Here is a 23668-nt window from a genome sequence, read left to right on the forward strand (position 1 = left end):
GACGGGCTCAGCCGAGGTCGTCGGCGAGCAGCGCCAGCATCCCTTCGATATTGGCGTCGAGATAGGCGCGCAGCGACGGCGGCACCACCCCGACCGAGGCGATGCCCTCGCGGGTGAAGGGGACGCGCACCACCTCGTACTCCCCTCGGGGCTCGTCCACCTCCGGGCCGTGCCGCCGGGAGAGGTCCATCGAGGCCAGTCGGCAGACGAAGAAGTGCTGCACCTTCACGCCCTCCGGCCCCTCCTCCCCCTCACCGGGGTACGGGACGGTGTCCACGAAGGCGGGCACCACGTCGGTCACCTTCGCGCCCAGTTCCTCGTCCACCTCGCGGTGCAGGGCGTCGACGACGGTCGAGTCCTCGGGCTCCACCCCGCCGCCGGGAGTGATCCAGTACGGCGCCAGACCGGGCTTGGTCCGCTTGATCAGAACCATCCGGGGGTCGGGCTCGCCGTCGAGCAGGATGGCACGGGCGGTGCGCTTGACCACGGGTCGTTCGGTCATGCAGGACATCTGCCGCAGCCGTCCGCCGATGAAACCCGCTACTCACCAGTCCACAGCGGAGCGCAGCAGCCAGTCGTACGCCTTGGCGATATGCGGCAGCGCGAGCGCACCGGACCGCACCGCCAGGAAGTAGGTGCGCAGCGGTGGCACCGGTGGGCTGAGCAGCGCCACGACCTCCCCGGCGTCCAGCGCGTCCATGCACAGATAGCGGGGGAGCACACCGAGCCCGGCGCCGCGCGCGACACAGGTGAGCACGGCCCGCAGATCGGGCGCGATGATCGTGCCGGAGGTGACCGGCCGGGTGTCGAAGACGGTGGACCAGTAGCGGGTGACCAGGGGCAGGCTCTCGTGCACCTCGACGACCGGCAGCGCCTCCAGCACCCGGGCGCCCTTGGTCCGGATCACGGCGGGGCCGCCGAGCCGGGCGGCCCAGCGCGGGGACGCGATCAGCACATGTTCCTCGTCGCACAGCGGCGCGGCCTCCAGCAGCCGGCCGCGCGGGCGGGAGGTGGCGATGGCCAGATCGTGGTGGCCCGCGCCCAGCCCCTCGAACAGTTCCTCGGTGCCACCGAACGCACAGCGCACGGCGAGCCCCTGGGCGACGAGGGCGGTGAGCGCGGGCAGCGCACGCAGCGCGGTGAACTCCGGTGGCCCCGCGAGGTGCAGGGTGCGCAGGGGGACGTTGTCGTCGAGGCCCGCCTCGGCGACCTCCAGCAGCGCGTCCAGGTGCGGGGCGACCTTGTGGGCCAGTTCATCGCCGACGGTGGTGGGGACGACGCCGCGCGCGGTGCGGAGGAAGAGCGGACGGCCGAGCTGTCTCTCCAGGGTGCGGATCTGGCCGGTGACGGCGGGCTGGGAGAGCCCGAGCAGTCCGGCGGCACGGGTGAACGACCCGGCCCGGTGCACCATGACGAACGTGCGTAAGAGGGCCAGATCCATGCGTTCCCCTCGCCTCGACGCCCCTCCGCCGCATGGCAACTATAAATATGCCGATAGGTCCATGTCGCTACTGTGATTGGACACTGACGCTGAGTCAACTAGCCTTAATCAAGCGGTTCTCCATCTGGGGCACCGGGGCGTCTCAAGCCACGAGGGGGGAGGCTTGAGACGCCCGTACGCGTGTGCCCATCGGCTTTCAGCCATCCGCCGGGGTGCGGGCCGCGTCGAGCGCCCGCAGCACATCGGCGATCAGATCGTCCGGATCCTCCGCGCCCACCGAGAACCGGACGAAGCCTTCGGGGACCGCGTCACCGCCCCACCGCCCGCGCCGCTCCGCGGTGGAGCGCACGCCGCCGAAGCTGGTGGCGTCGTCCACCAGCCGCAGCCCGCCGAGGAAGCGCTCCGCGTGCTCCTTGTCCGGGAGCGTGAAGGAGACCACGCACCCGAACCGTCCACCGCGCATCTGCGCCGCCGCCACCGGATGCGCGGGATCGTCCGGCAGTCCGGGGTGGCGCAGCCCGGTGACCTCGGGGCGGCCGACGAGTGCTCCGGCCAGGGCGAGGGCGGTCGCGGCCTGGCGGTCCACCCGCAGCTGGAGGGTGGCCAGCGAGCGGTGCGCGAGCCACGCCTCCATGGGGCCCGGGATCGCGCCGACCGTCTTGCGCCAGGCGCGCACCGAGGCGGCCAGTTCCGGATCGCGGCAGGTGACATAGCCGAGCAGCACATCGCCGTGGCCGGTGAGCGCCTTGGTGCCGCTGGCCACCGAGAAGTCCGCGCCGAGCTCCAGCGGGCGCTGCCCGAGCGGGGTGGCGAGGGTGTTGTCGACGGCCACCAGCGCACCGCGCGCCCGGGCGGCGTCGGCCAGGCGGCGGATGTCACAGACGTCCAGACCCGGGTTGGACGGCGTCTCCAGCCACAGCAGCCGCACACCGCCGTCCAGCGCGGCCAACTGGGCGTCGTTCCCGGTGGGCGCGGTGCGCACCGTGACGCCGAAGCCCTCCAGCCGCTCGATCAGCGCGGGCAGCAGCTGATAGCCGTCCGACGGCAGGACGGCCGTGTCGCCCTGGCGCAGCCGGGACAGCAGGACCGCCGAGATCGCGCCCATACCGGAGGCGAAGGCGACCGTCTCGGCACCGGAGCCCGGTGCCTCCAGCTCGGTGATCGCCCCTTCCAGCAGGGTCCAGGTCGGGTTGGCGTCCCGGCCGTAGGTGTACGGACCGGCGGCGTCCCCGGGCAGGTGGTAGTGGGCGGCGAAGACCGGGCCCGGCAGGGCCGGCTCGTACGCCTCGGCCTCGGGGAGTCCGGCCCGTACGGCGCGGGTGCCGTCGCCGGTCATACGGCCTCCTTCCCGGCGGTGGTCCCGGCGCCCGGCTCGGGGTCCGTCCCGTCGTCGGCGAGGGCGGCCTCGACGGCCGCCAGCAGTCCGCCGCTCGCCCCCTCGACCATCTCCAGGCATTCCGCGAAGTCGTCCGGCCCGCCGAAGTAGGGGTCCGGTACGTCGAGGCCGCCCGGGGCGTCCGGATCGGCGTCCGGGTCGTACGCGCGCAGCAGCCGCACCTTCGCGGCGTCGCCCGGGGTCGGGGCCAGGGCGCGCAGCTCGTCCAGGTGGCCGCCGTCCAGGGCGATCACCAGGTCCAGCCGGTCGAACCACTCGGCACGGAACTGCCGGGCGATATGGTCCTGCTCATATCCGTGGGCCGTGAGCACCGCCACGGTGCGGTGGTCGGCCCCGTCGCCCTCGTGCCAGGCACCGGTGCCCGCGCTGTCCACCTCGACCAGGCCGTCGAACCCGGCATCCCGGACATGGGCGCGGAAGACGGCCTCGGCCATCGGTGACCGGCAGATGTTGCCGGTGCAGACGAAGCAGACGCGGTAGGGCGGCGGAGGTGTCATGTCGTCCATCATCCCCGGCCGTGATCAGTCGTCGTCGGGCAGCACCATGTGGAGCGCCCAGGCGACTATGGAAATGATCAGGCCACCGAGTACGGCGGTGCCGAAGCCGTCGACATGGAAGGTCAGGTCCAGCTTTCCGGCCACCCAGGAGGTCAGCAGCAGCATCAGGGCGTTGATCACCAGGGTGATCAGCCCGAGGGTCAGGATGAACAGCGGGAACGCCAGCACCTTGACGATGGGCTTCACCACCACGTTCACCACGCCGAAGACCAGGGCGACCAGAATGAGGGTGAGCGTCTTGCGGCCGGTGTTGTCACCGGTGAGCGTGATGTCCTTGAGCAGCCAGATGGCGACGCCGAGGGCGCCTGCGTTCGCGAGCGTCTTGACGAGAAAATTCTTCATGGTTGAGATCGTCGCAGACAGGCCCCGCGACAGTCAGGGGCCCGGCAGGCAGGGGTGGAGAGACAGATGAAGGCGTTCCGGCTGGATGAGCTGGAGGCGGAGCGGGCCGCGAACGATGGCGCGTATCTGCAGTTCGTGCGGGAGCGGAACATGTCCGTGGGGCTGTACGCGCTGGACGCGGGCCAGAGCGACCCGCAGTCACCGCACGCCCAGGACGAGGTCTACCTGGTGCTGAGCGGCCGGGCCTCGATCACGGTGGGGATGGAGACGACCCAGGTGGCGCGCGGCAGCGTGGTCTACGTACCCGCCGGGGTGGCCCACAAGTTCCACCACATCACCGAGGATCTGCGGGTCATGGTCGTGTTCTCTCCGCCGGAGAGCTGACGGGAGGGTTCCGGTCCCGTAGGGGTCCGGTCAGGGGAGTACGGGGGACGCGGACGCCCCGCGGGCTTCCGCCCCGCCCTAGCATCGGTGGCAGGGGATTCCCGTCCGACGGCGAAGGACCGAGCGCCGGTCGGGCCCAAGACGAAAGCAGGGATCAGCGTGACCACGAAGGGCATATTCCAGGGCTTGCCTTGGTGGGTGACCTGGATCGCGATACCGGTCCTCGTCCTGGCCGTGTTCGGCGGACTGATCCTGACCGTGCTCGGGTTCGTCGTGGAACTGGTCTTCAAGGCGCTGCTGCTGGTGGCGCTGATCGCCGGGCTGATCTATCTGGTGCGGAAGTTCAGCTCCTCCTCGTCCTCCCGCGGCGACTGGTGATCCGGGGCCGCTGATCCCGGCGCCCGGCACCGCGGCCGGTGCGTCCGGCCGCCGACCCGGAGTGTTCCCGCGCGGGTACGCCGCGCGAGGGACACCGCGGGGCGGACACCGGCCCCGTGGCACCCCTCCCGTTAGAGTGCGAGTCCTCGGCGTTCTTCACCCGGCGTCTGCCTCGCAACACACCCCGGGGGTGCCTGTTGACGACAGCGAACATCGATACGGGCCGCGCACCGGCCCCGGACTCCCGCGTTCCGGCCGGATGCCGCCCGGATCGGCGTGACAAGCACGATCGCCCGCCCGCAGTGCTCCGGCCGACCGCCGCCGCGGGCTCGCACACCGCCTCCGCCACGGCAACTCCGGCGATTTCCGTTCCCTCACATGAGGCAAACCGACTCCGCCCCGCAATCGAGTCGCTACGCTCCAGAGTCGGCCAAGCCTTCAACTCCCTGCCGATCGGCTCACACCTGGCCACTCGCAAACAACTCGGGGCGGCGAACGATGCGTGATATGCGTGACACAGTCCAGGCGGAAGTGACGATGACCTTCCTGGTCTCGCAGGACCTCTCCTTCCGGATCCCGGTGGAGCTGTCCTATGACAGCGGTGATCCGTACGCGGTGGAGATCACCTTCCATCTGCCCGGTGACGCCCCGGTGAGCTGGGCGTTCGCCCGGGAGCTGCTGCTGGACGGGCTGAGCAGACCCACAGGTGAGGGCGATGTGCGGATCGCGCCCGCCGCGCCCGAGGGCCTCTCCGACGTCTTCATCAGACTCCAAGTGGGCAGCGAGCGGGCGCTGTTCAGGGCCGGGGCCGCCCCGCTGGTGGCGTTCCTGGACCGTACGGACCGGCTGGTGCCGTTCGGTGAGGAGCCCAAGGCCTGCGATCCGGTCGGTGACCTCGACGCGGAACTGGACCGCATCCTCGCCGAGGACCGGTACGCGGGATAGCGGGGCGGCGGGGCCCGGCCCGTCCGCCGCGCCGCCCCCGCCGCCGTCCGGCCCGGCCGGTTCCGCGGCCGCCGTCGCTCGACGCGCCCGCCGCCGCCGTCGCCCGGCATCCATGAGCGCCGTCGCTCAACGCGCCCGGGCCCGGCGGCGCTTACCGCGCCCGCCCCGGCCGCCGCGCGGTCCCGGCTGCCCCGGTACGTCCGCCCGTCCGGTCGGGCTCGCGCCCGCCGCCGCGCCCGGCGGGGTACGGTCCGCGGAAACCACCAGCACGGCCAGCGCCGTGGTCACCGGCACCGAGGCCACGAGCCCGATGCTGCCCACCAGCGTCCGTACGATCTCCTCCGCGACGATCTCGCTCGTCGCCACCGTCCCCACACCGCTGTCCGCGATCGAGAACAGCAGCAGCAGCGGAAGCGACGCACCCGCGTATGCCAGCACCAGGGTGTTGACGACGGACGCGATATGGTCCCGGCCGATCCGCATCGCCGCCGCGTAGAGCTTCCGGCGGCTCGCCGTGGGGTCCGCGTCGCGCAGCTCCCACACCGCCGAGGTCTGGGTGACGGTCACATCGTCCAGCACGCCCAGCGAGCCGATGATCACTCCCGCGAGCAGCAGACCCCTTATCTCGATGTCCGGATAGAGGCCGTGCACCAGACCGGTCTGGTCGTCGGTGTTGCCGGTCAGACTCGCCCAGCCGATGAACACCGAACCCAGGACGCCGATCAGCAGCAGTGAGACCAGGGTGCCGAGAACGGCCACGGACGTTCTCGCCGTCAGCCCGTGGCACATGTAGAGCGCCAGCAGCATGATCGCGCTGCCCCCGATGACCGCGACCACCAGCGGATTGGAGCCCTGGAGGATCGCCGGGAGGATGAACAGGGTCAGCACCCCGAAGCTGATGGCCAGCGCCACCAGCGCGAACACCCCGCGCAGCCGGCCGACCGCCACGACGGCGAGTGCGAAGAGCCCGGCGAGCAGCGCCATCGGCAGGGACCGGTTCACATCCGAGACGGAGTACTGGAGGTTCTCCGGTGCCTTGGGCGCGTACGCCAGCTTCACCTCCTGTCCCGCGCTGAGCTTCCGCGAGGAGCTGGGCTGGATGATCTCGGGGAACCGGCGGCCCTCGTCCTTGCCCGAGGTGACCTCGACGGTGGCCTTCTCACAGCGGCCGCCCTTGCCACCGTTCGCGCCGCCCCCTCCGTTCGGCGCCGCGCCGTCCTGGCCCGGTTCGCTGGGTGCCTGAGGCTGGGCCCCCGCGTCCGCGCAGTTGATCTCCTCGACCTTCACCACCCGTCCGGAGACGGTCTGTTGGTCGAATCCGAGTCCGCTGCGCTGCCCCGCCGAGTGGTCGGGGGCACCGCCCGGCCAGAGCACGATCAGCCCGGCGGCCACGGCCGCCGCGAAGGGGATGAGCACCGCGGCGATCACCTTGCGGAGCCGGGCGGAGACGGGGGTGGCCGGACCGTGGGCATGACTGTGTCCATGGCCGTGACCAGCGCCGGACGGCCGGCCGTGGCCGTCGTCGGGATGGTGGTCGTGGGCGGGCGGCGGACCGGGCGTACCGTCCGGTCCGGCCTGGGGGTGCTGTGGCGTCGGGGTCACGTCCGCATCATCGCAAGTCGCCGCGGGCGGGGCGGGCCCCCTGTTCAGTTCCGCCGGAGAACCGTTAGCGTGGGGGCACCTTTGCAAACGCGGGAGCTCGGAGCACCGGGCTGAGAGGGCGCTGACGCGACAGCTGCGCCGACCGCTGAACCTGTTACCGGGTAATGCCGGCGTAGGGAGTGGGTCTCATGACTCAGCAGGATGCACGCATGCGCGAGAACGCCACCGACATCGGGTGGCACAAGGGATATGTCACGGGTTCCCGCCCCGACATCCAGGTCCCGGTCCGCCGAGTGCACCTCACCAATGGCCGTGATGTGACGCTCTACGACACCTCCGGTCCGTACACCGACCCCCAGATCGACACCGACGTCCGCCGCGGTCTCCACCCGCTGCGGCAGAACTGGATCATCGCCCGCGGTGACACCGAGGAGTACCCGGGCCGTCCGGTCCGGCCCGAGGACGACGGGCTCAAACACACCTCTCCCCGGGGCGGATTGCGCAATCTCGACGCGGTCTTCCCCGGCCGTCCGCGCCAGCCGCGCCGCGGCCGGGACGGCACTGGGGTCACCCAGCTCGCGTACGCCCGGCGGGGCGAGATCACGGCCGAGATGGAGTACGTGGCCGTACGCGAGAACGTCTCCCCCGAGGTGGTCCGGGAGGAGATCGCGGCGGGCCGGGCCGTGCTGCCCGCCAACGTCAACCACCCCGAGATCGAGCCGATGATCATCGGCAAGCGGTTCCTGGTGAAGGTCAACGCCAACATCGGCAACTCCGCGGTCACCTCCTCCATCGAGGAGGAGGTCGAGAAGATGACCTGGGCGACCCGCTGGGGCGCCGACACGGTCATGGACCTGTCCACCGGGCGCAATATCCACACCACCCGTGAGTGGGTGCTGCGCAACTCCCCCGTGCCCATCGGCACCGTGCCGCTCTACCAGGCCCTGGAGAAGGTCGACGGCAAGGCCGAGGAGCTGACCTGGGAGATCTACAAGGACACGGTCATCGAACAGGCCGAGCAGGGCGTCGACTACATGACGGTCCACGCGGGCGTCCGGCTGCCGTACGTACCGCTCACCGCCCGCCGCAAGACCGGCATCGTCTCGCGCGGCGGCTCGATCATGGCGGCCTGGTGTCTGGCCCACCACCAGGAGAGCTTCCTCTACACGCACTTCGAGGAGCTCTGCGAGATCCTCGCGGCCTATGACGTCACCTACTCGCTGGGCGACGGGTTGCGTCCGGGGTCGATCGCGGACGCCAACGACGAGGCGCAGTTCGCCGAACTGCGCACCCTCGGCGAACTCAACAAGATCGCCAAGGAGCACGGCGTCCAGACCATGATCGAGGGGCCGGGCCATGTCCCGATGCACAAGATCAAGGAGAATGTCGACCTCCAGCAGGAGATCTGCGAGGAGGCGCCCTTCTACACCCTGGGCCCGCTCACCACGGACATCGCCCCCGCCTACGACCACATCACCTCGGGCATCGGCGCGGCGATGATCGCCTGGTGGGGCACGGCGATGCTCTGCTACGTCACCCCCAAGGAGCACCTGGGCCTGCCGGACCGCGACGACGTCAAGACCGGCGTGATCACCTACAAGATCGCCGCGCACGCCGCCGACCTGGCCAAGGGCCATCCGGGCGCCCAGGAATGGGACGACGCGCTGTCCGACGCGCGGTTCGAGTTCCGCTGGGAGGACCAGTTCAACCTGGCCCTCGACCCGGACACCGCACGCTCCTTCCACGATGAGACCCTCCCGGCCGAACCCGCCAAGACAGCGCACTTCTGCTCGATGTGCGGGCCGAAGTTCTGCTCGATGAAGATCAGCCGGGACATCTCCGAGCGCTTCGGCTCGGACGGGGCCTCGATGGAGGAGGTCGAGGCGGGGATGCTCCAGAAGTCCCGCGAGTTCGCGGAAGCGGGCAACCGCGTCTATCTGCCGATCGCGGACTGACGCGACAGCCGTCCGGGGCGGAGTGGGTCCGCCGCCCCCGTCCACCGCCGGGCGGCCCCGATCAGGGCAGGGGCCGCCCGGCGGTGGTTCCGTGTCACGAGGGCCGGGCGGGCGCCGTGCCGAACGGCACGTCGATGGCATAGCGCCAGAAACCATCGGGGCCGCGGCGGGCCACATCGGTCGCGGTGCCCGTCAGCCGGACCTCGCCGCCGTCGGCCGCGATGCCCTCCACGGCCCAGTCCACGATCAGGAGGGCCATGTCGCCGACGGTGTAGGTATGGCGGGGGGTCACCCGGATCGGCACCCGCAGCCGCTGGAACTCCCCGTTGGCGCGCCGCCGTTCGGCTCCGGTGACGAGACGGCCCGGTTCGGGCGCGAAGGCCGCGCCGGGTTCGTAGACCTGGTCGAGTACGTCGGGGTCGAAGGTGTTGAAGGCGGCGGCGAAGGCATGGGGGTGCGCGGCGGCCTCGGTCGCCAGCCGCACACTGGGAGGATGCGTCATATGGCCAGCCAAGCCCCCGCCCGAGTGGGTCACCAAACGGAAACCCACGGCGGCGACCGGGACGACGCGGGTGACTGGGACGACGACCTGGTGCCGAGCCCTTCGGGCCGTACCCGCCGGCCCGAACCGGACTGCCCGGTCGAGGCCGCGCTCGCGGCGGTCTCGGGGCGCTGGGCGACCTTGCTCCTCCGCGAGCTGATGGGCGGTCCGCGCGGCTTCACCGAGCTGCGGGACCTGCTGCCGGAGCTGTCGCCGAAAGTGCTCAGCGACCGGCTCCGCACCCTGCGGGAACGCGGGCTGGTGGCGGTGGAGCGGCAACGCGGCTTCCCGGTCCGCACCCGCTACACGCTGACCGAGGCGGGCCGGGCGCTGCGTCCCCTGCTCATCGAGCTGTACGCCACGGGCGAGGCGCTGCTGCGGCTGACCTCCGCCGGGCCGCTGCCGTCCGCACCACCGGCGCCCGGCCCGCCGTCCCGACCGTCGCCGCTCAGGCGGCCTCCAGCCGGTTGACCACCGCCTCGGCCACCGCTTTCGCGCTGCCCGGGTTCTGACCGGTGATCAGCCGCTCGTCCTCGACCACATAGGTGTCGAAGGGCTCGGCGGCCGTGCTGTAGTCGGCGCCCAGCTTCGTCAGCTCCTCCTGGAGGCTGTACGGCACCGCGTCCGCGCGCGCCGCCAGTTCCTCCTCCGGCCAGGAGAAGCCGGTCACCCGCTTCCCCCGCACCAGGGGCTGTCCGTCGCTGAGCACCACGTTCAGCAGGCCGGTCGCGCCGTGGCAGACGGTCGAGACCACCCGGCCGGTCTCGTAGAACCGCGCCATCAGGTCCTCCAGGTCCTGGCTCTGCGGGAAGTCGAACATCACCCCGTGGCCGCCGGTGAGGTAGATGGCGTCGTAGTCGTCCAGGTTCACCTCGGAGATCCTCTTGGTGTCCTCGAGGAGATCCATGTACTCCCGGTCCGCGTAGCGCTTGCCGGTGCCCAGTTCGCCCAGTACCTCGTGGGACAGGCTCTCGGGGTCGATCGGCACCTTCCCGCCGGACGGACTGGCGATGTCCATGGCGTAACCGCCCCGCTCGGCGACGTCCCAGAAGTGGGTCAGCTCGCCCAGCCACAGCCCCGTCCGCATCCCGGTCTTCTCGTACTCGTCCACATTGGTGACGACGACCAGGATCTTCTTCGTCGCAGGCATCCCATTGCCCCTCGTGTCGATGTCATCGATAGAGGCGCGCCTATGGTCAATCCGAGCCTAGACCCGGCGGATTCGGGCGGCAACGCGGCCGGGTGGCCGCTCTGCCGCGGCGGCGTCATGCTGGAACCGTGTCCACATCCGCACGCACCGCCGGGCACCCATGACCGGGCCGGGGGCGACGGCCGGCCGACTCGAGGGGCGGGTCGCGATCGTGACCGGAGCGGGATCAGGGATCGGACGGGCCACCGCGACCGCGTTCGCGGAGGAGGGCGCGCGGGTGCTGGGGGTCGGGCGGCGGGCGGAGGCACTGGCCGAGACCGCGGCCTGCCATCCGGGCATCGCCTCGCACCCCGCGGACGTCACCGCGGACGGCTCCGCCGAGGAGGTCGTCCGGGCCGTGCTGGAGCGCTGGGGCCGACTGGACGTACTGGTCAACAACGCGGGGGTGTTCGCCGCGATGCCCCTGGCGGAGGTCACCGCGGCCCGGGTGGTCCGGCTGCTGGACGTCAACGTGGTCGCGCCCAGTGTGCTGGTGAGCGCGGCGCTGCCGTCGCTGCGCACGGCGCGGGGCGCGATCGTCAATGTGTCCAGCACCTTCGGACACCGTCCGCTCGCCGGTGCCGCGCACTACGGTGCCGCCAAGGCCGCGCTGGAGGCGCTGACCCGGAGCTGGGCGCTGGAGCTGGCGCCCGACGGGGTCCGGGTCAACGCGGTGGCCGCGGGTCCGACCGAGAGCGAGGCGCTGGCCGCCTCCGGTCTGCCGTTCGCGGTGATCGACCAGATCACGGCGGACGAGGAGGCCCGTATCCCGCTGGGGCGGCGCGGGGACCCGGACGAGGTCGCGGGGTGGATCCTGCGGTTCGCCGACTCCGGGGCGGCCTGGCTCACCGGCCAGGTGCTCACGGTGGACGGCGGGCTGGAGCTCACCTGAGCTCCGGCCCGGGGACGCGACCTGAGCTCCGGTCCACCGGGCCCGGGGCGGGACCGGTGGACCGCTCGGTCAGTCCGGCTGGTGCTCCGGACCGCCGTAGTCCGGGCTGGAGTAGTCCGGACTGCTGTAGCGCGGGCGGGCCTTGGGCCCCTCGTCGTCCGTGCTGAAACCGGGGCGGCTGTACCCCAGGTGCGGGGTCCGCCCGACCGCCTCCGACCGGCTCGGGACATAGGCGTCGGACGCCTTGGCCGGAGCCGACGGATTCGCCAGCGCCTCGCGCAGGAAGGGCAGCACACCGCGCTGCATCAGGGCCCGGCGCCACACCTCCCGCGCCCGGTCCATCTCCTCCAGACCCTCACTGCGCGCACCGCCCCTGATCGCGCTGGAGCCGTTGCGCAGCGCGGTCAGCAGCAGACCGACCGCGGCGATCAGCATGGCCGTGGCGGCGAGCGCGGCGAAGAACCAGCCCGCGGTGACCATGGGGTGGGCGATGGACGGTGCGGGGTCCAGGACGCTCAGCACATAGCCGACCAGCAGGAAGATGATCGCGGCCGTCCCCGCGAGCACCGGGGCCAGCACGGCGAGCATGGCCACCAGCCCCGCCCCCGCGGCATCCTGCACCGCCCCGGCCAGGCCCGTGGCGCCGTCCTCCTCCGCCGGGTCCGCGAGCCCCGCGAGAGGACGGGCCGGGGCGGGCTCGCGCAGCCGGGCGCGTGCCGCCACGAAGTCCTGGTACTCGGGCGCGGCGCAGGCCGCTATGGCGGCCGAGGCGCCGAGCGCCATCGTGCGCAGCTGGTCTGCGGTGAGCCGCCCGGTACCGGTGAGGTCCGGATGGAGGTCCGCGGTACGCAGCGCCTCGTCGAGGACGCGCTCGAACTCCGGGCGGTCCTCGATCAGCAGGTGCGGAGCGCTTTTCATGGTGCATCCCCCGATACTCCGTAGGGCCTTGTGGCCCGGCGTACACCGGGCCGTCCGGCGGAAACGGAGGAGAGCCTGCGACGGATAAGCCGATGGTAGAGCCGATCCGGCGCGAGGTGACAGCAAGTTTCGCGAATTGCTTCCGCGTCGGTGAAACCCTCTATCTTCCCGCGTAAGCGCTCGCTGAACCCTCATTCACTCAGCGGAAGTTGCACGACCAGCAGTTTCCCGGCCATCGTGACGCCGCCGTCCATGGCCACGGCGAGCTGGTCGGCATAGACATGCGGTCCCTCGACGACCGGCGCGCCGCCGTCCTCGTCGTCCTCGGAGCCGACCTCGCCGAGCAGATACGGAATCGGGCTGTGGCCGTGGACGATGCGCTGTCCGCCGTAGGCGTCGAGCAGTTCGCGGGCGGCCAGCGGACCGGAGTCCTCGTCCCGGAAGGCGAACCGCTTGGTGAACTTGCGGAACATGTCCCAGCACTCATCGGCGTCACCGCGCTGGAGCGCCTCGGTGACGGCGTCGTTGACCGCCTCGATCGAGTCGCCGTACTCCAGATAGGCGGTGGTGTCGGAGTGGACCAGCAGATGGCCGTCCTCCTCGGCCATCGCGTCCAGCCGGGACATCCACTGGAGGTGGTGGTCCTCCAGCCGCTCCATATCGCTGCGCTGGCCGCCGTTGAGCAGCCAGGCGGCCTGGAAGGAGGCGGTGCCCGCACCGGAGTTGACGGGGGTGTCCCCGAACCGCTTGGCACCGAGCAGCAGCAGTTCGTGATTGCCCATCAGCGCCTTGCAGTAGCCACCGGCGGCGGCGGCCTCGGCGGAGAGCTGCATGACGAGGTCGATGACCCCGATGCCGTCCGGGCCCCGGTCGGTGAAGTCGCCCAGGAACCACAGGCGGGTGTTGCCCGCGGACCAGTTGCCCTTGGCGTCGATCAGGCCCTCGGCGGCGAGCGCCTCGCGCAGCTCGTCGTAGTAGCCGTGGACGTCGCCCACGACGTACAGCGGGCCGGGCCCCTCGTCCTCGGCGAGCGGCCCCTCCTCGGGCTCGGGCACCGGGGTGAAGGCCACGGTCGGCCGGTCCTGCGGGGGGACCAGCGGGGTGTCCGGGAGGGTGTGGCCCGGACCCATGATGGGCAGCCGCTCGGTCGGTGTGTACTCGCGCGGCGGCGGCGCCTGGGCGGGCGCGGCCGGGGCGGGCTCCGGTGCGGACGGCGCGGGCGCCGGGGAGGCGGGCGCGGGCGCCGGGGCGGGCGCCGGTGACTGACCGCGTGGCACCCGCCCGTGCGTCACGGGCACCGGCGGTGCGGACGGCCCGGACGGCACCGGAACCTGGCCCCCCGGCACGGACGGCAGGGGGGCGGGCGGAACCGCTCCGGGCGGCGTGGACGCCCCGTACGCGGGCACGTGCGGAGTCGCCGCCGTGTTCCCTGCCGTGGCTTCCAGACCGGCCCCCTGAGTCATCGACCCCTCCACCATCGCGCCGCCGTGCCACCTTGTGGACCTTGCCTGGTCGACGGCGGTCCGCGGTGTCGTCCGCCCATCATAGGAATGACGGTGAGGGCTTGTGACGCACCAGGGGGCTGTCAATCGGTACTCGATCCTGCTCGGGCGGACTTTTATCCCGGATTGGCCCGGTAGGGGAAGTCCATCGGCCCCAGGTCCTGCTCGGGTCATCCTTGAGTCGCTCTCAGATCAGCCTCCGGCACGGCTGCGCGGCGCGCTGACCGTCGTACGGGGCGGGCGGCGCTGTGACGACGCCCGCACCATCAATTCCGTGGGTATGACCTGCTCCACCGGTTGGTCGGTGTCGACCCCCTCGATGGCGTCGATCAGCAACTGTACGACCGCGGTGCCGATCCGGCGCGGTTTGAGGGAGAGCGTCGTGACGGGCGGCTCGGTGGTCCGGTAGACCGCGGACTCGCTGCAGCACACCAGCAGCAGGTCCTCCGGGACGCGCAGACCGTAGCGGCGGGCGGCGGCGAGCAGATCGGTGCCGTTGGGGTCGAAGAGACCGTAGACCGCGTCGGGGCGGTCGGGCCGGGCGAGCAGCCGGTCGGCGGCCACGGCCCCGGCACAGGGGTCGTGCGCGGGGTACTCCTCGTAGACCGGGTCCTGGCCCACGCGCTCGCACCAGTCCAGATAGGCGGTGGTGGAGAGCCGGGTGTAGGTGTCGGTGGAGGTTCCGGTGAGCAGTCCGATCCGACGGGCCCCGGCCTCGGAGAGATGGTCCAGCAGCCCCAGCACGGCGGCCTCGTGATCGTTGTCCACCCAGGCGGTGACCGGGAGGGTGCCGGCCGGACGGCCGTCGCTGACCACCGGGATGCCCTGGCGGAGCAGTTCGGTGACGACCGGATCGTGGTCGGAGGGGTCGATCACCACCGTGCCGTCGAGCGCGACGTTGGACCACACGTCGTGACGGGAGGTGGCGGGGAGGATGACGAGGGCGTAGCCGCGGGCGAGCGCGGCGGAGGTGGCGGCCCGCGCCATCTCGGCGAAGTAGGCGAACTCGGTGAAGGTGAAAGGTTCATCCCCGTACGTGGTCACGGTCAGGCCGATCAGGCCGGACTTTCCGGTACGGAGGGTGCGGGCCGCGGCGGACGGGCGGTAGCCCAGCCGCTCGGCGACTTCGCGGACATGGCGGCGGGTGGCGTCCGGGAGCCGGCCCTTGCCGTTGAGCGCGTCGGAGACGGTCGTGATGGAGACCCCGGCGGCGGCGGCCACGTCCCGGATGCCCGCCCGCCCTAACCGGCGGCCGGTCGACCGGCTCACCTGGTGCTTCCCTGCTGCTGTCATGGCCAGCCGATAGTAGGGCGCGCGCGGGGAGTCTGCGCGAATTCGCCATCGGTATTCGGAAGGCACGTTTCTGCATGAGCGCCTTCCTCAATCCCCTTGGAAGTGAAGCCAGTTGAGGGATTCGGCGGATTTCTCATCGCCTCTGGCATATCCACGCCTGCTGATTGCTCCATGTCTCGAAGAGGTCTCAACTCACCTTCACGGGTGACGCGCGCCACGGCGCTCGCCACCGGCGCGCATCCAAAAACGGGGCGCTCCCCCCGTTCACCACGCGGCCCGGGCGGCGGCTGCGCGGACCGCTCCGGCGGGTACGCGGGACGGGGGAATCCTCATAAGGTGTGCAGTATTGCCCTGCGCGACGCTGCGCACGGGACGCGACGGGATGGGTCGAGGAGGACTGTCGGTGACCGAGAAGAGCCCCAAGCTGCGCGCCGCGCTGGATGACGTTCCGACGTACAAGCCCGGCAAACCGGCTGCCGCGGGCGGCCCGCGCGCCTTCAAGCTGTCCTCCAACGAGAACCCGTATCCGCCGCTGGCAGGGGTGCTGGAGTCCGCGGTCGGCGCGGCCGCCTCCTTCAACCGCTACCCCGACCTGGCGTGCACCGGGCTGATGGCCGAGCTGGCGAGCCGCTTCGACGTACCGCTGGACCACCTGGCCACCGGGACCGGCTCGGTCGGCGTGGCCCAGCAGCTGGTCCAGTCCACGGCCGGACCGGGTGACGAGGTGATCTACGCCTGGCGGTCCTTCGAGGCATATCCGATCATCACGCAGATCGCGGGGGCGACCTCGGTGCGGGTGCCGCTGAACGATGCCGAGGAACACGATCTGGAGGCGATGGCGGCCGCGATCACCGATCGCACACGGCTGATTTTCGTCTGTAACCCCAACAATCCGACCAGCACCGTGGTGCGCCGGGCCGAGCTGGAGCGCTTCCTGGACCGGGTGCCGTCCGATGTGCTGGTGGTGCTGGACGAGGCGTACATCGAGTTCATCCGGGACGACCGGGTGCCGAACGGCATCGAGCTCTACCGGGACCGGCCCAATGTCTGTGTGCTGCGCACCTTCTCCAAGGCGTACGGCCTGGCCGGGCTGCGGGTGGGCTTCGCCATCGCCCATGAGCCGGTCGCCGCGGCCCTGCGCAAGACGGCCGTGCCCTTCGGTGTCAGCCAGCTCGCCCAGGACGCGGCGGTGGCCTCGCTGCGCAGCGAGGACGCGCTGCGCGAGCGGGTGGACGCGCTGGTGGCGGAGCGCGCCCGGGTGCGGGAGGCGCTGACCGGCCAGGGCTGGACGGTCCCGGACTCGCAGGCGAACTTCGTGTGGCTGCGGCTGGGGGAGCGGACGGCCGACTTCGCGGCGGCGTGCGAGGCGGCGGGTGTGGTGGTGCGGCCGTTCCCGGGTGAGGGGATGCGCGCGACCATCGGTGAGCGGGAGGCCAACGACCTCTTCCTGACGGTCGCCGAGCGGTTCCGCAAGGAGCTCTGAACCCGGCGGTCCGGGCGCCCGGACCCGGCGCTGTCAAGGGGTTCACCGGCCCCTGACCGAAGCGCAAAGGATATCCCTACGTACCCCCTTCGCCCCCTACCACCCCCAGGTGGGAGGGGGCGAAGGCATGTGCGATGATGGCTTGTGAATGTGAATACGTTCACAAGCTCCCCCGGGGGCGCAGGCAAGACCGTAAGGAGAGATCCGTGAATCTGGCTCTGGCGCCGGAGTCGCTAGCGCGATGGCAGTTCGGAATCACCACCGTCTACCACTTCCTCTTCGTCCCGCTGACGATCTCTCTCGCCGCGATCACCGCCGGTCTGGAAACCGCCTGGGTCCGCACGGGCAAGGAGAAGTACTTCCACGCCACCAAGTTCTGGGGCAAGCTCTTCCTGATCAACATCGCGATGGGCGTCGTGACCGGCATCGTGCAGGAGTTCCAGTTCGGTATGAACTGGTCCGACTACTCGCGCTTCGTCGGTGATGTCTTCGGCGCCCCGCTGGCGATGGAGGCGCTGCTCGCCTTCTTCTTCGAGTCCACCTTCATCGGATTGTGGATCTTCGGCTGGGACAAGCTGCCCAAGAAGATCCACTGCGCCTGTATCTGGATCGTCTCGCTCGGCACCGTGCTGTCCTCGTACTTCATCCTGGCCGCCAACTCCTGGATGCAGCACCCCATCGGCTACACGATCGACAAGGCCACCGGGAAGGCGCAGCTCACCGACATCTGGGCGGTGCTCACCCAGAACACCACCCTGGTCGTGGTCTTCCACACGCTCACCGCGGCCTTCCTCACCGGCGGCGCCTTCGTGATCGGTATCGCCTCCTTCCACCTGTGGCGGGCCAAGCGCGCCACGCTGCGCGGTGAGCGGCTGAGCGAGAAGCGCACCCAGCAGATCGGCGCCATGCGCAGCTCGCTGCGGGTGGGTCTGGTGATCGCCGTCATCGCGGGGCTCGGTACGGCGATCAGCGGTGACCAGCTCGGCAAGGTGATGTTCGAGCAGCAGCCGATGAAGATGGCGGCGGCCGAGGCGCTGTGGGAGACCCAGGCGCCCGCCCCCTTCTCGGTCTTCGCCGTCGGCGATGTCGGTGAGGGCCACAACAGCGTGGAGCTGGAGGTGCCCGGACTGCTCTCCTTCCTCTCGCACAGCAACTTCACCGACGCGGTGCCCGGGATCAACGACATCGCCCGCCAGGAGGCCGCCGCCTACGGCGGTGAGCCCGAGGACTACATCCCCAGCATCTTCATGACCTTCTGGGGATTCCGGCTGATGATCGGCTTCGGCATGACCTCGTTCGCCGCCGGACTGATCGGACTGTGGACGACCCGCCGCAAGCGATGGCTGGACCCCGCGTTCCGCACCGGTGAGTACGAGGTGCCGCGGCTGATGCTCACCAAGAAGCGCGAGATGAGCCCGCTGTTCACCACCTGGTCCTGGCGGATCGGCATCCTCACCATGGGCTTCCCGCTGATCGCCAACTCCTTCGGCTGGATCTTCACCGAGATGGGCCGCCAGCCCTGGGTGGTCTACGGCCTGATGAAGACCTCCGACGCGGTCTCCCCCGGGGTCGGCCAGACCGAGGTGCTGATCTCACTGGGCGTCTTCACCCTCCTCTACGGGGTGCTCGCGGTGGTCGAGATACGGCTGCTGGCCAAGTACGCCAAGGCCGGACCGGACACCGACGAGAAGCCGCCCGCGAAGGACCCCAGGCTGCGGCTGCCCTCCGGCGGCCCGGGCGGCGGGGCCGCCGAGGCCGACGCGGACGCCGACAAGCCGCTGACCTTCGCGTACTGACGGACCGCGCGGAAGAGACGAGTGGAAGAGAGCTGAGAGAGCCATGTCACCGGACCTGCACGACATCTGGTTTGTGCTGATCGCCTTCCTCTGGACGGGCTACTTCTTCCTCGAGGGCTTCGACTTCGGCATCGGTGTGCTGACCAAGCTGCTGGCGCGCGACCGCACCGAACGCCGGGTGCTGATCAACACCATCGGCCCGGTGTGGGACGGCAACGAGGTGTGGCTGATCACCGCGGCCGGGGCGACCTTCGCCGCCTTCCCCGACTGGTACGCCACGCTCTTCAGCGGGTTCTACCTGCCGCTGCTGGCCGTCCTGGTCTGTCTGATCCTGCGCGGCGTGGCCTTCGAGTACCGGCACAAGCGGCCCGGGGAGCGCTGGCAGCGCAACTGGGAGAACGCGATCTTCTGGTGCTCGCTGCTGCCCGCGTTCCTCTGGGGCGCCCTCTTCGCCAATCTGGTGCGCGGGGTGCCGATCGGCTCGGACAAGAACTACGCCGGCGGGCTGATGGACCTGGTCTCCCCGTACGCCGTGCTCGGCGGTGTGGTGACCCTGGTGCTCTTCACCTTCCACGGCGCCGTCTTCGCCGCGCTCAAGACGACCGGTGACATCCGGACCAGGGCGCGGCGCCTGGCGGGTGTGCTCGGCCTGGCCACCGTCGCGGTCGCCCTGCCGTTCCTGGTCTGGACCCAGGCCCACAGCGGTGACGGGCGCAGTCTGGTGGCCGTGGTGATCGCCGTTCTGGCCCTGGCCGTGGCACTGGTGATGAACCGGCGCGGGCGGGAGGGCTGGGCGTTCGCCCTGTCCGGGGTGACCGTGGCGGCGGCGGTGGCCATGCTCTTCCTCGCGCTCTTCCCGGACGTCATGCCGTCCTCGCTCGATCCGCGGTGGAGCCTGACGGCGGCCAACGCGGCCTCCAGCCCCTACACGCTGAAGATCATGACGTGGGTCGCGGTCATCATGGCGCCGCTGATCATGGCCTACCAGGCGTGGACGTACTGGGTGTTCCGCAAGCGGATCGGAACCCAGCACATCCCCGAGCCGAGCGCTCACTGAGTCTCGCGGGAGGGTGTGTTTCACGTGAAACCAATCGACCCCCGGCTGCTGCGGTACGCACGGGCCACCCGGTTCTTCCTCGCCGCCTCGGTGGCGCTGGGCCTGGCCGGAGCGGGTCTGGTCATCGCGCAGGCGATGCTGATCGCCGAGGTGGTGGTCGGTGCCTTCCAGCGCGGTGCGGGCGTGGACGCGCTGACCCGCCCGCTGATCCTGCTGGCCGTGGTCGCCGTCGGCCGGGCGGCCGTCTCCTGGCTGACCGAGCTGACCGCCCACCGGGCGAGCGCCGCGGTCAAGTCGGAGCTGCGGGTGCGGCTGCTGGAACGGGCGGTCCGGCTGGGGCCGGGCTGGCTGGACTCACGGCGGACCGGTGAGCTCACCACCCTGGCCACCCGGGGGATCGACGCGCTCGACGACTACTTCGCGCGCTATCTGCCGCAGTTGGGTCTCGCGGTGGTGGTGCCGGTGGCGGTGCTCGCCCGCATCGTCACCGCCGACTGGATCTCCGCCCTGGTCATCATGGTGACCCTGCCGCTGATCCCGCTGTTCATGATGCTGATCGGCTGGGCCACCCAAGGGCGGATGGACCGTCAGTGGCGGCTGCTGTCCCGGCTTTCCGGGCATTTCCTCGATGTGGTCGCCGGACTGCCGACGCTCAAGGTCTTCGGGCGGGCCAAGGCCCAGGCCGAGTCGATCCGCGCGATCACGGCCGACTACCGGCGGACCACCCTGAAGACCCTGCGACTGGCCTTCCTCTCCTCCTTCGCGCTGGAACTGCTCTCGACGGTCTCGGTCGCGCTGGTCGCGGTGGGCATCGGAATGCGGCTGGTCCACGGCGAGATGGAGCTGTACACCGGGCTGGTGGTGCTGGTGCTGGCACCCGAGGCGTATCTGCCGCTCCGGCAGGTCGGTGCGCAGTACCACGCCGCCGCCGAGGGACTGTCGGCGGCGGACGAGGTGTTCGCGGTGCTGGAGCGTGAACCGTCGGCCGCGGGGCGGACGAGCGCCCCCGACGCCCGGGAGGCCGCGCTCACCGTCGACGGACTGGTCGTCCGCCACCCCGGACGCGGTGAACCGTCCCTGGCCACGACGTCGTTCGAGCTGCGGCCCGGGGAGACGGTCGCCGTCGTCGGCCCCAGCGGCGCGGGGAAGTCCACCCTGCTGAACGCCGTGCTCGGTTTCGCGGAGCCGTCCGCGGGCCGGATCCTGCTCGGGGGGCAGGACCTGAAGTCACTCGACCCCGAGAGCTGGCGGCGGCAGATCGCCTGGGTGCCCCAGCGGCCGTACCTCTTCGCCGGGACGATCGCCGAGAACGTCCGGCTGGCCCGGCCGGACGCCGATGACGCGGCCGTACGGGCCGCCTTGCGGGACGCGGGCGCGCTCGACTTCGTCACCGCGCTCCCGGAGGGGCCCGCGACCCGCCTCGGTGAACTGGGCTCCGGCCTGTCCGCGGGGCAGCGCCAGCGCATCGCGCTGGCGCGCGCCTTCCTCGCCGACCGGCCGGTGTTGCTGCTGGACGAGCCGACGGCCAATCTCGACGGTGAGACCGAAGCGGCGGTCGTGGCGGCGGTCCGCCGCCTGGCGGCCGGCCGCACGGTCCTGATGGTGGTCCACCGCCCGGCCCTGCTGCCGCTGGCCGACCGTGTGCTGAGCCTGCCGGGCGGGGAGCGGACGTCCGATGAGTCCGGGGCCGGTGGGGGTGCGGCGGCGCATGACATGGGCCTGGTGGAGGACGAGCGCGGGTCCGGTACGGGCGACACGCTCGCGCCGGCCGGACCGGACGCCGACGGCGCCGCGGCAGCCGTACCCGCCGCATGGGCGGCCGGGTCTCCGCGTGACGAGGCGCATGGGATGGCGGACGACGCGGCGACGGGGGCCGCCGTCGTATCCGGCGCGCTGGCCCGGGTGCGGGCGGCCGCGCGCGGATCGCGCGGGAGGTTCGCGCTCGCGCTGCTGCTGGGCGGTCTGGCGCCGGCCAGCGCCGTGGGCCTGATGGCCGTCTCCGGCTGGCTGATCTCACGGGCCGCGCAGCAGCCGCCCGTGCTCTATCTGATGGTGGCGGTCACCGCGACCCGGACGTTCGGGATCGCCCGGGCCGTCCTCCGCTACGCCGAGCGCCTGGTCTCACACGACGCCGCGCTGCGCGTACTGGCCGATCTGCGGGTCGCCGTCTACCGCCGGCTGGAACGGCTGGCACCCGCCGGGCTCGGCCGGGCGCGGCGCGGCGATCTGCTCTCCCGGCTGGTGGCCGATGTGGACGCCGTGCAGGACTACTTCCTGCGCTGGCTGCTGCCCGTGGCCACCGCCGTGACGGTCGCCGTGGCATCCGTCGGGTTCACCGCGTGGGTGCTGCCCGAGGCCGGGGCGGTCCTGGCCGCCGGGCTGCTGGTGGCCGGGGCCGGAGTGCCCCTGGTCTCCGGGGCGTTCGCGCGGCGGTCGGAACGGCGGCTGGCGCCGGTGCGCGGCGCGCTGTCCGCCGAGGTCGTGGATCTGCTCTCCGGAACCGCGGAGTTGACGGTCGCGGGCGCGCTGCCGCGCCGTCTGGACGCGGTGCGCGGGACCGACGGGGTACTGACCCGGATCGCCCGGCGCGGTGCCGCCGCCACGGGTGTGGGTGCCGGGCTCTCGGCGCTGGCCTGCGGACTGACCGTCGCCGCCGCGGCGTGGGCGGGAGTGGGCGCCGTGGCGGACGGACGGATCCAGGGGGTGTGGCTGGCCACTGTCGTCCTCATTCCGCTCGCCGCGTTCGAGGCGGTCGCCGGGCTGCCGCTCGCGGTGCGGCACCGGCAGCGGACGCGGCGGGCCGCGGAGCGGGTGTACGAGGTGATGGACGCCCGGCCGCCGGTGCGCGAGCCGGAGGCGACGGTCCGGCAGGGGGCGCCGGACGCGCCCTTCCCGCTGGTGCTGCGCGGGGTCACCGCGTACCACCCGGGGCGGCGGACGCCCGCGCTGGACGGTTTCGACCTGGAGCTGACCCCGGGCCGCCGGATCGCCGTCGTCGGCCCGTCCGGCGCCGGCAAGACCACGCTGGCCCAGGTGCTGCTGCGGTTCCTGGACGCCGGACCCGGTACGTACACCCTGGCGGGACGGGACGCGACGGCCCTGGACGGGGACGAGGTACGGCGGCTGGTCGGACTCTGCGCCCAGGACGCGCACGTCTTCGACAGCTCGCTGCGGGAGAACCTGCGCCTGGCCCGCCCCGGCGCGGACGACGACGCGCTGCGTGCCGCGCTGGCCGCGGCCCGGCTGCTGGACTGGGTGGACGGACTGCCGGACGGCCTGGACACGATGGCCGGTGAACTGGGAGCCCGGCTCTCCGGCGGTCAGCGGCAGCGGCTCGCCCTGGCCCGTGCGCTGCTGGCGGACTTCCCGGTCCTGGTGCTGGACGAGCCCGCGGAGCACCTGGACCTGCCGACGGCCGACGCCCTGACCACCGATCTCCTCTCCGCGACCCACGGCCGGACGACGGTGCTGATCACGCACCGGCTGACCGGTCTGGAGGCGGTCGACGAGGTGATCGTGCTGGACGGCGGCCGGGCCGTACAGCGCGGCACCCCGCGTGAGCTGGCGGCCGCCGACGGCCCCTTCCGCCGTCTGCTGGCCCGCGAAGCCGCGGAGGCCCGCCTCGCGGCGGGCACGGAAGCGAGGGCGCGGCGGATCCCGGTACCCACCGCCGTCTGACCCGCGTCCGCGCTCGCCCTCGGGCGCGGGGCGTGGCCCCGGGCGGGGGTCGGCACCCGTGCCCGGGGCCACGCGGCGGACGCGCGGTCCGTGCCCCGGGGCCGAATGCCGCCCACGCTCTGGGCGACCGTCGCGCCGACGGGCCCGCCACAGGGCGCCGACCGCCGCCCTGTGGCGGGGCAGGGGTGCGCGCCGCGGGCGGCGCGAGCCCGTTTCCCGGGGCGGATGCCCCCCGGCGCTCTGGACGACCGTCGTGCCGCCGTAAGGCCTGTGCGTGTGGCTTCGGCCGTGGTCCTGTGGCGGGCCGGGGGTGCGCGCG

The 23668-nt window shown here is 71.8% G+C and carries 21 protein-coding genes; 10 read left to right on the top strand and 11 right to left on the bottom strand.

Annotated features, from left to right (window positions below; translation table 11 throughout):
• Nucleotides 1-7: 7 nt before the first annotated feature.
• From AC07FT_RS20330 to AC07FT_RS20350, 5 genes are all read right to left on the bottom strand, one after another.
• Nucleotides 8-502 carry an NUDIX domain-containing protein gene (locus tag AC07FT_RS20330; RefSeq protein ID WP_471191927.1) on the bottom strand — a complete coding sequence of 165 codons (495 nt, stop codon included), beginning with the start codon at nucleotides 500-502 and terminating at the stop codon, nucleotides 8-10.
• A 42-nt stretch (nucleotides 503-544) separates the two neighbouring features.
• Nucleotides 545-1441, bottom strand: a complete 897-nt coding sequence (locus AC07FT_RS20335; protein WP_471191925.1) for a LysR family transcriptional regulator — start codon at nucleotides 1439-1441, stop codon at nucleotides 545-547.
• A gap of 196 nt (nucleotides 1442-1637) precedes the next feature.
• Nucleotides 1638-2777, bottom strand: a complete 1140-nt coding sequence (locus AC07FT_RS20340) for a cystathionine gamma-lyase (RefSeq protein WP_479177473.1) — start codon at nucleotides 2775-2777, stop codon at nucleotides 1638-1640.
• Nucleotides 2774-3334 carry a low molecular weight protein-tyrosine-phosphatase gene (locus tag AC07FT_RS20345; protein ID WP_479177474.1) on the bottom strand — a complete coding sequence of 187 codons (561 nt, stop codon included), beginning with the start codon at nucleotides 3332-3334 and terminating at the stop codon, nucleotides 2774-2776. The genes AC07FT_RS20340 and AC07FT_RS20345 overlap by 4 nt, the downstream gene beginning before the upstream one ends.
• 24 nt (nucleotides 3335-3358) lie before the next feature.
• Nucleotides 3359-3736 (bottom strand): phage holin family protein, encoded by a 378-nt coding sequence (locus AC07FT_RS20350; protein ID WP_254745941.1) that lies wholly within the window; start codon nucleotides 3734-3736, stop codon nucleotides 3359-3361.
• 66 nt (nucleotides 3737-3802) lie between these two features.
• On the opposite strand from AC07FT_RS20350, the gene AC07FT_RS20355 reads away from it, so the two are divergent.
• The 3 genes from AC07FT_RS20355 (at nucleotide 3803) to AC07FT_RS20365 (ending at nucleotide 5443) form a co-directional block, all read left to right on the top strand.
• On the top strand, nucleotides 3803-4120 hold the full coding sequence (locus tag AC07FT_RS20355; RefSeq protein WP_254745943.1) for a cupin domain-containing protein: 318 nt from the start codon (nucleotides 3803-3805) through the stop codon (nucleotides 4118-4120).
• A gap of 159 nt (nucleotides 4121-4279) precedes the next feature.
• Nucleotides 4280-4498, top strand: a complete 219-nt coding sequence (locus tag AC07FT_RS20360; protein ID WP_254745945.1) for a DUF5326 family protein — start codon at nucleotides 4280-4282, stop codon at nucleotides 4496-4498.
• A 507-nt stretch (nucleotides 4499-5005) separates the two neighbouring features.
• On the top strand, nucleotides 5006-5443 hold the full coding sequence (locus AC07FT_RS20365; protein WP_362440807.1) for an SsgA family sporulation/cell division regulator: 438 nt from the start codon (nucleotides 5006-5008) through the stop codon (nucleotides 5441-5443).
• Nucleotides 5444-5569: 126 nt separating this feature from the next.
• Here the strand turns inward: AC07FT_RS20365 and AC07FT_RS20370 are convergent, their stop codons facing one another.
• The gene (locus AC07FT_RS20370) at nucleotides 5570-7045 is read right to left on the bottom strand and encodes a YibE/F family protein (RefSeq protein WP_479177475.1); all 1476 of its coding nucleotides are present in this window, start codon (nucleotides 7043-7045) and stop codon (nucleotides 5570-5572) included.
• A gap of 188 nt (nucleotides 7046-7233) precedes the next feature.
• Between AC07FT_RS20370 and thiC the strand changes: the two genes are divergently transcribed.
• Nucleotides 7234-9000, top strand: a complete 1767-nt coding sequence (thiC, locus tag AC07FT_RS20375; protein WP_479177476.1) for a phosphomethylpyrimidine synthase ThiC — start codon at nucleotides 7234-7236, stop codon at nucleotides 8998-9000.
• A 94-nt stretch (nucleotides 9001-9094) separates the two neighbouring features.
• On the opposite strand, the gene AC07FT_RS20380 is transcribed toward thiC, so the two are convergent.
• On the bottom strand, nucleotides 9095-9502 hold the full coding sequence (locus tag AC07FT_RS20380) for a YybH family protein (protein WP_471191916.1): 408 nt from the start codon (nucleotides 9500-9502) through the stop codon (nucleotides 9095-9097).
• On the opposite strand from AC07FT_RS20380, the gene AC07FT_RS20385 reads away from it, so the two are divergent.
• On the top strand, nucleotides 9503-10012 hold the full coding sequence (locus tag AC07FT_RS20385) for a winged helix-turn-helix transcriptional regulator (RefSeq protein WP_479177477.1): 510 nt from the start codon (nucleotides 9503-9505) through the stop codon (nucleotides 10010-10012).
• Here AC07FT_RS20385 and AC07FT_RS20390 read toward each other — a convergent pair.
• The gene (locus tag AC07FT_RS20390; protein WP_479177478.1) at nucleotides 9990-10691 is read right to left on the bottom strand and encodes a type 1 glutamine amidotransferase domain-containing protein; all 702 of its coding nucleotides are present in this window, start codon (nucleotides 10689-10691) and stop codon (nucleotides 9990-9992) included. The genes AC07FT_RS20385 and AC07FT_RS20390 overlap by 23 nt on opposite strands.
• Nucleotides 10692-10902: 211 nt before the next feature.
• Between AC07FT_RS20390 and AC07FT_RS20395 the strand changes: the two genes are divergently transcribed.
• Entirely contained in the window at nucleotides 10903-11622 is a 720-nt protein-coding gene (locus AC07FT_RS20395; RefSeq protein ID WP_479177479.1) for an SDR family NAD(P)-dependent oxidoreductase, read from the top strand.
• A 69-nt stretch (nucleotides 11623-11691) separates the two neighbouring features.
• On the opposite strand, the gene AC07FT_RS20400 is transcribed toward AC07FT_RS20395, so the two are convergent.
• The 3 genes from AC07FT_RS20400 to AC07FT_RS20410 form a co-directional block, all read right to left on the bottom strand.
• On the bottom strand, nucleotides 11692-12540 hold the full coding sequence (locus tag AC07FT_RS20400; protein WP_479177480.1) for a hypothetical protein: 849 nt from the start codon (nucleotides 12538-12540) through the stop codon (nucleotides 11692-11694).
• Nucleotides 12541-12731: 191 nt separating this feature from the next.
• Nucleotides 12732-14003 (bottom strand): metallophosphoesterase, encoded by a 1272-nt coding sequence (locus AC07FT_RS20405; protein ID WP_479177481.1) that lies wholly within the window; start codon nucleotides 14001-14003, stop codon nucleotides 12732-12734.
• A gap of 231 nt (nucleotides 14004-14234) precedes the next feature.
• On the bottom strand, nucleotides 14235-15335 hold the full coding sequence (locus AC07FT_RS20410) for a LacI family DNA-binding transcriptional regulator (protein ID WP_431771971.1): 1101 nt from the start codon (nucleotides 15333-15335) through the stop codon (nucleotides 14235-14237).
• Between the two features lie 403 nt (nucleotides 15336-15738).
• On the opposite strand from AC07FT_RS20410, the gene hisC reads away from it, so the two are divergent.
• From hisC to cydD, 4 genes are all read left to right on the top strand, one after another.
• Nucleotides 15739-16818 carry a histidinol-phosphate transaminase gene (gene hisC / locus AC07FT_RS20415; RefSeq protein WP_479177482.1) on the top strand — a complete coding sequence of 360 codons (1080 nt, stop codon included), beginning with the start codon at nucleotides 15739-15741 and terminating at the stop codon, nucleotides 16816-16818.
• 206 nt (nucleotides 16819-17024) lie between these two features.
• Nucleotides 17025-18614, top strand: coding sequence for a cytochrome ubiquinol oxidase subunit I (locus AC07FT_RS20420; RefSeq protein WP_471191900.1), 1590 nt, complete (start codon nucleotides 17025-17027; stop codon nucleotides 18612-18614).
• A 43-nt stretch (nucleotides 18615-18657) separates the two neighbouring features.
• Complete coding sequence (gene cydB, locus AC07FT_RS20425; protein ID WP_479177483.1) at nucleotides 18658-19671, top strand: cytochrome d ubiquinol oxidase subunit II; 1014 nt, start codon at nucleotides 18658-18660, stop codon at nucleotides 19669-19671.
• A 24-nt stretch (nucleotides 19672-19695) separates the two neighbouring features.
• The gene (gene cydD, locus AC07FT_RS20430; RefSeq protein ID WP_479177484.1) at nucleotides 19696-23349 is read left to right on the top strand and encodes a thiol reductant ABC exporter subunit CydD; all 3654 of its coding nucleotides are present in this window, start codon (nucleotides 19696-19698) and stop codon (nucleotides 23347-23349) included.
• Nucleotides 23350-23668 lie beyond the last annotated feature (319 nt).

The organism is Streptomyces sp. NPDC045899 (genome assembly GCF_056431485.1).

What these genes read in the sequence shown, in the direction of transcription:
- AC07FT_RS20385 (WP_479177477.1), top strand. Translation starts at nt 9,503, where the DNA reads ATGGCCAGCCAAGCCCCCGCCCGAGTGGGTCACCAAACGGAAACCCAC.
- AC07FT_RS20380 (WP_471191916.1), bottom strand. Translation starts at nt 9,502, where the DNA reads ATGACGCATCCTCCCAGTGTGCGGCTGGCGACCGAGGCCGCCGCGCAC.
- AC07FT_RS20365 (WP_362440807.1), top strand. Translation starts at nt 5,006, where the DNA reads ATGCGTGACACAGTCCAGGCGGAAGTGACGATGACCTTCCTGGTCTCG.
- AC07FT_RS20355 (WP_254745943.1), top strand. Translation starts at nt 3,803, where the DNA reads ATGAAGGCGTTCCGGCTGGATGAGCTGGAGGCGGAGCGGGCCGCGAAC.
- AC07FT_RS20400 (WP_479177480.1), bottom strand. Translation starts at nt 12,540, where the DNA reads ATGAAAAGCGCTCCGCACCTGCTGATCGAGGACCGCCCGGAGTTCGAG.
- AC07FT_RS20335 (WP_471191925.1), bottom strand. Translation starts at nt 1,441, where the DNA reads ATGGATCTGGCCCTCTTACGCACGTTCGTCATGGTGCACCGGGCCGGG.
- AC07FT_RS20340 (WP_479177473.1), bottom strand. Translation starts at nt 2,777, where the DNA reads ATGACCGGCGACGGCACCCGCGCCGTACGGGCCGGACTCCCCGAGGCC.
- AC07FT_RS20405 (WP_479177481.1), bottom strand. Translation starts at nt 14,003, where the DNA reads ATGACTCAGGGGGCCGGTCTGGAAGCCACGGCAGGGAACACGGCGGCG.
- AC07FT_RS20350 (WP_254745941.1), bottom strand. Translation starts at nt 3,736, where the DNA reads ATGAAGAATTTTCTCGTCAAGACGCTCGCGAACGCAGGCGCCCTCGGC.
- AC07FT_RS20390 (WP_479177478.1), bottom strand. Translation starts at nt 10,691, where the DNA reads ATGCCTGCGACGAAGAAGATCCTGGTCGTCGTCACCAATGTGGACGAG.
- cydB (WP_479177483.1), top strand. Translation starts at nt 18,658, where the DNA reads ATGTCACCGGACCTGCACGACATCTGGTTTGTGCTGATCGCCTTCCTC.
- AC07FT_RS20410 (WP_431771971.1), bottom strand. Translation starts at nt 15,335, where the DNA reads ATGACAGCAGCAGGGAAGCACCAGGTGAGCCGGTCGACCGGCCGCCGG.
- thiC (WP_479177476.1), top strand. Translation starts at nt 7,234, where the DNA reads ATGACTCAGCAGGATGCACGCATGCGCGAGAACGCCACCGACATCGGG.
- AC07FT_RS20345 (WP_479177474.1), bottom strand. Translation starts at nt 3,334, where the DNA reads ATGACACCTCCGCCGCCCTACCGCGTCTGCTTCGTCTGCACCGGCAAC.
- AC07FT_RS20330 (WP_471191927.1), bottom strand. Translation starts at nt 502, where the DNA reads ATGACCGAACGACCCGTGGTCAAGCGCACCGCCCGTGCCATCCTGCTC.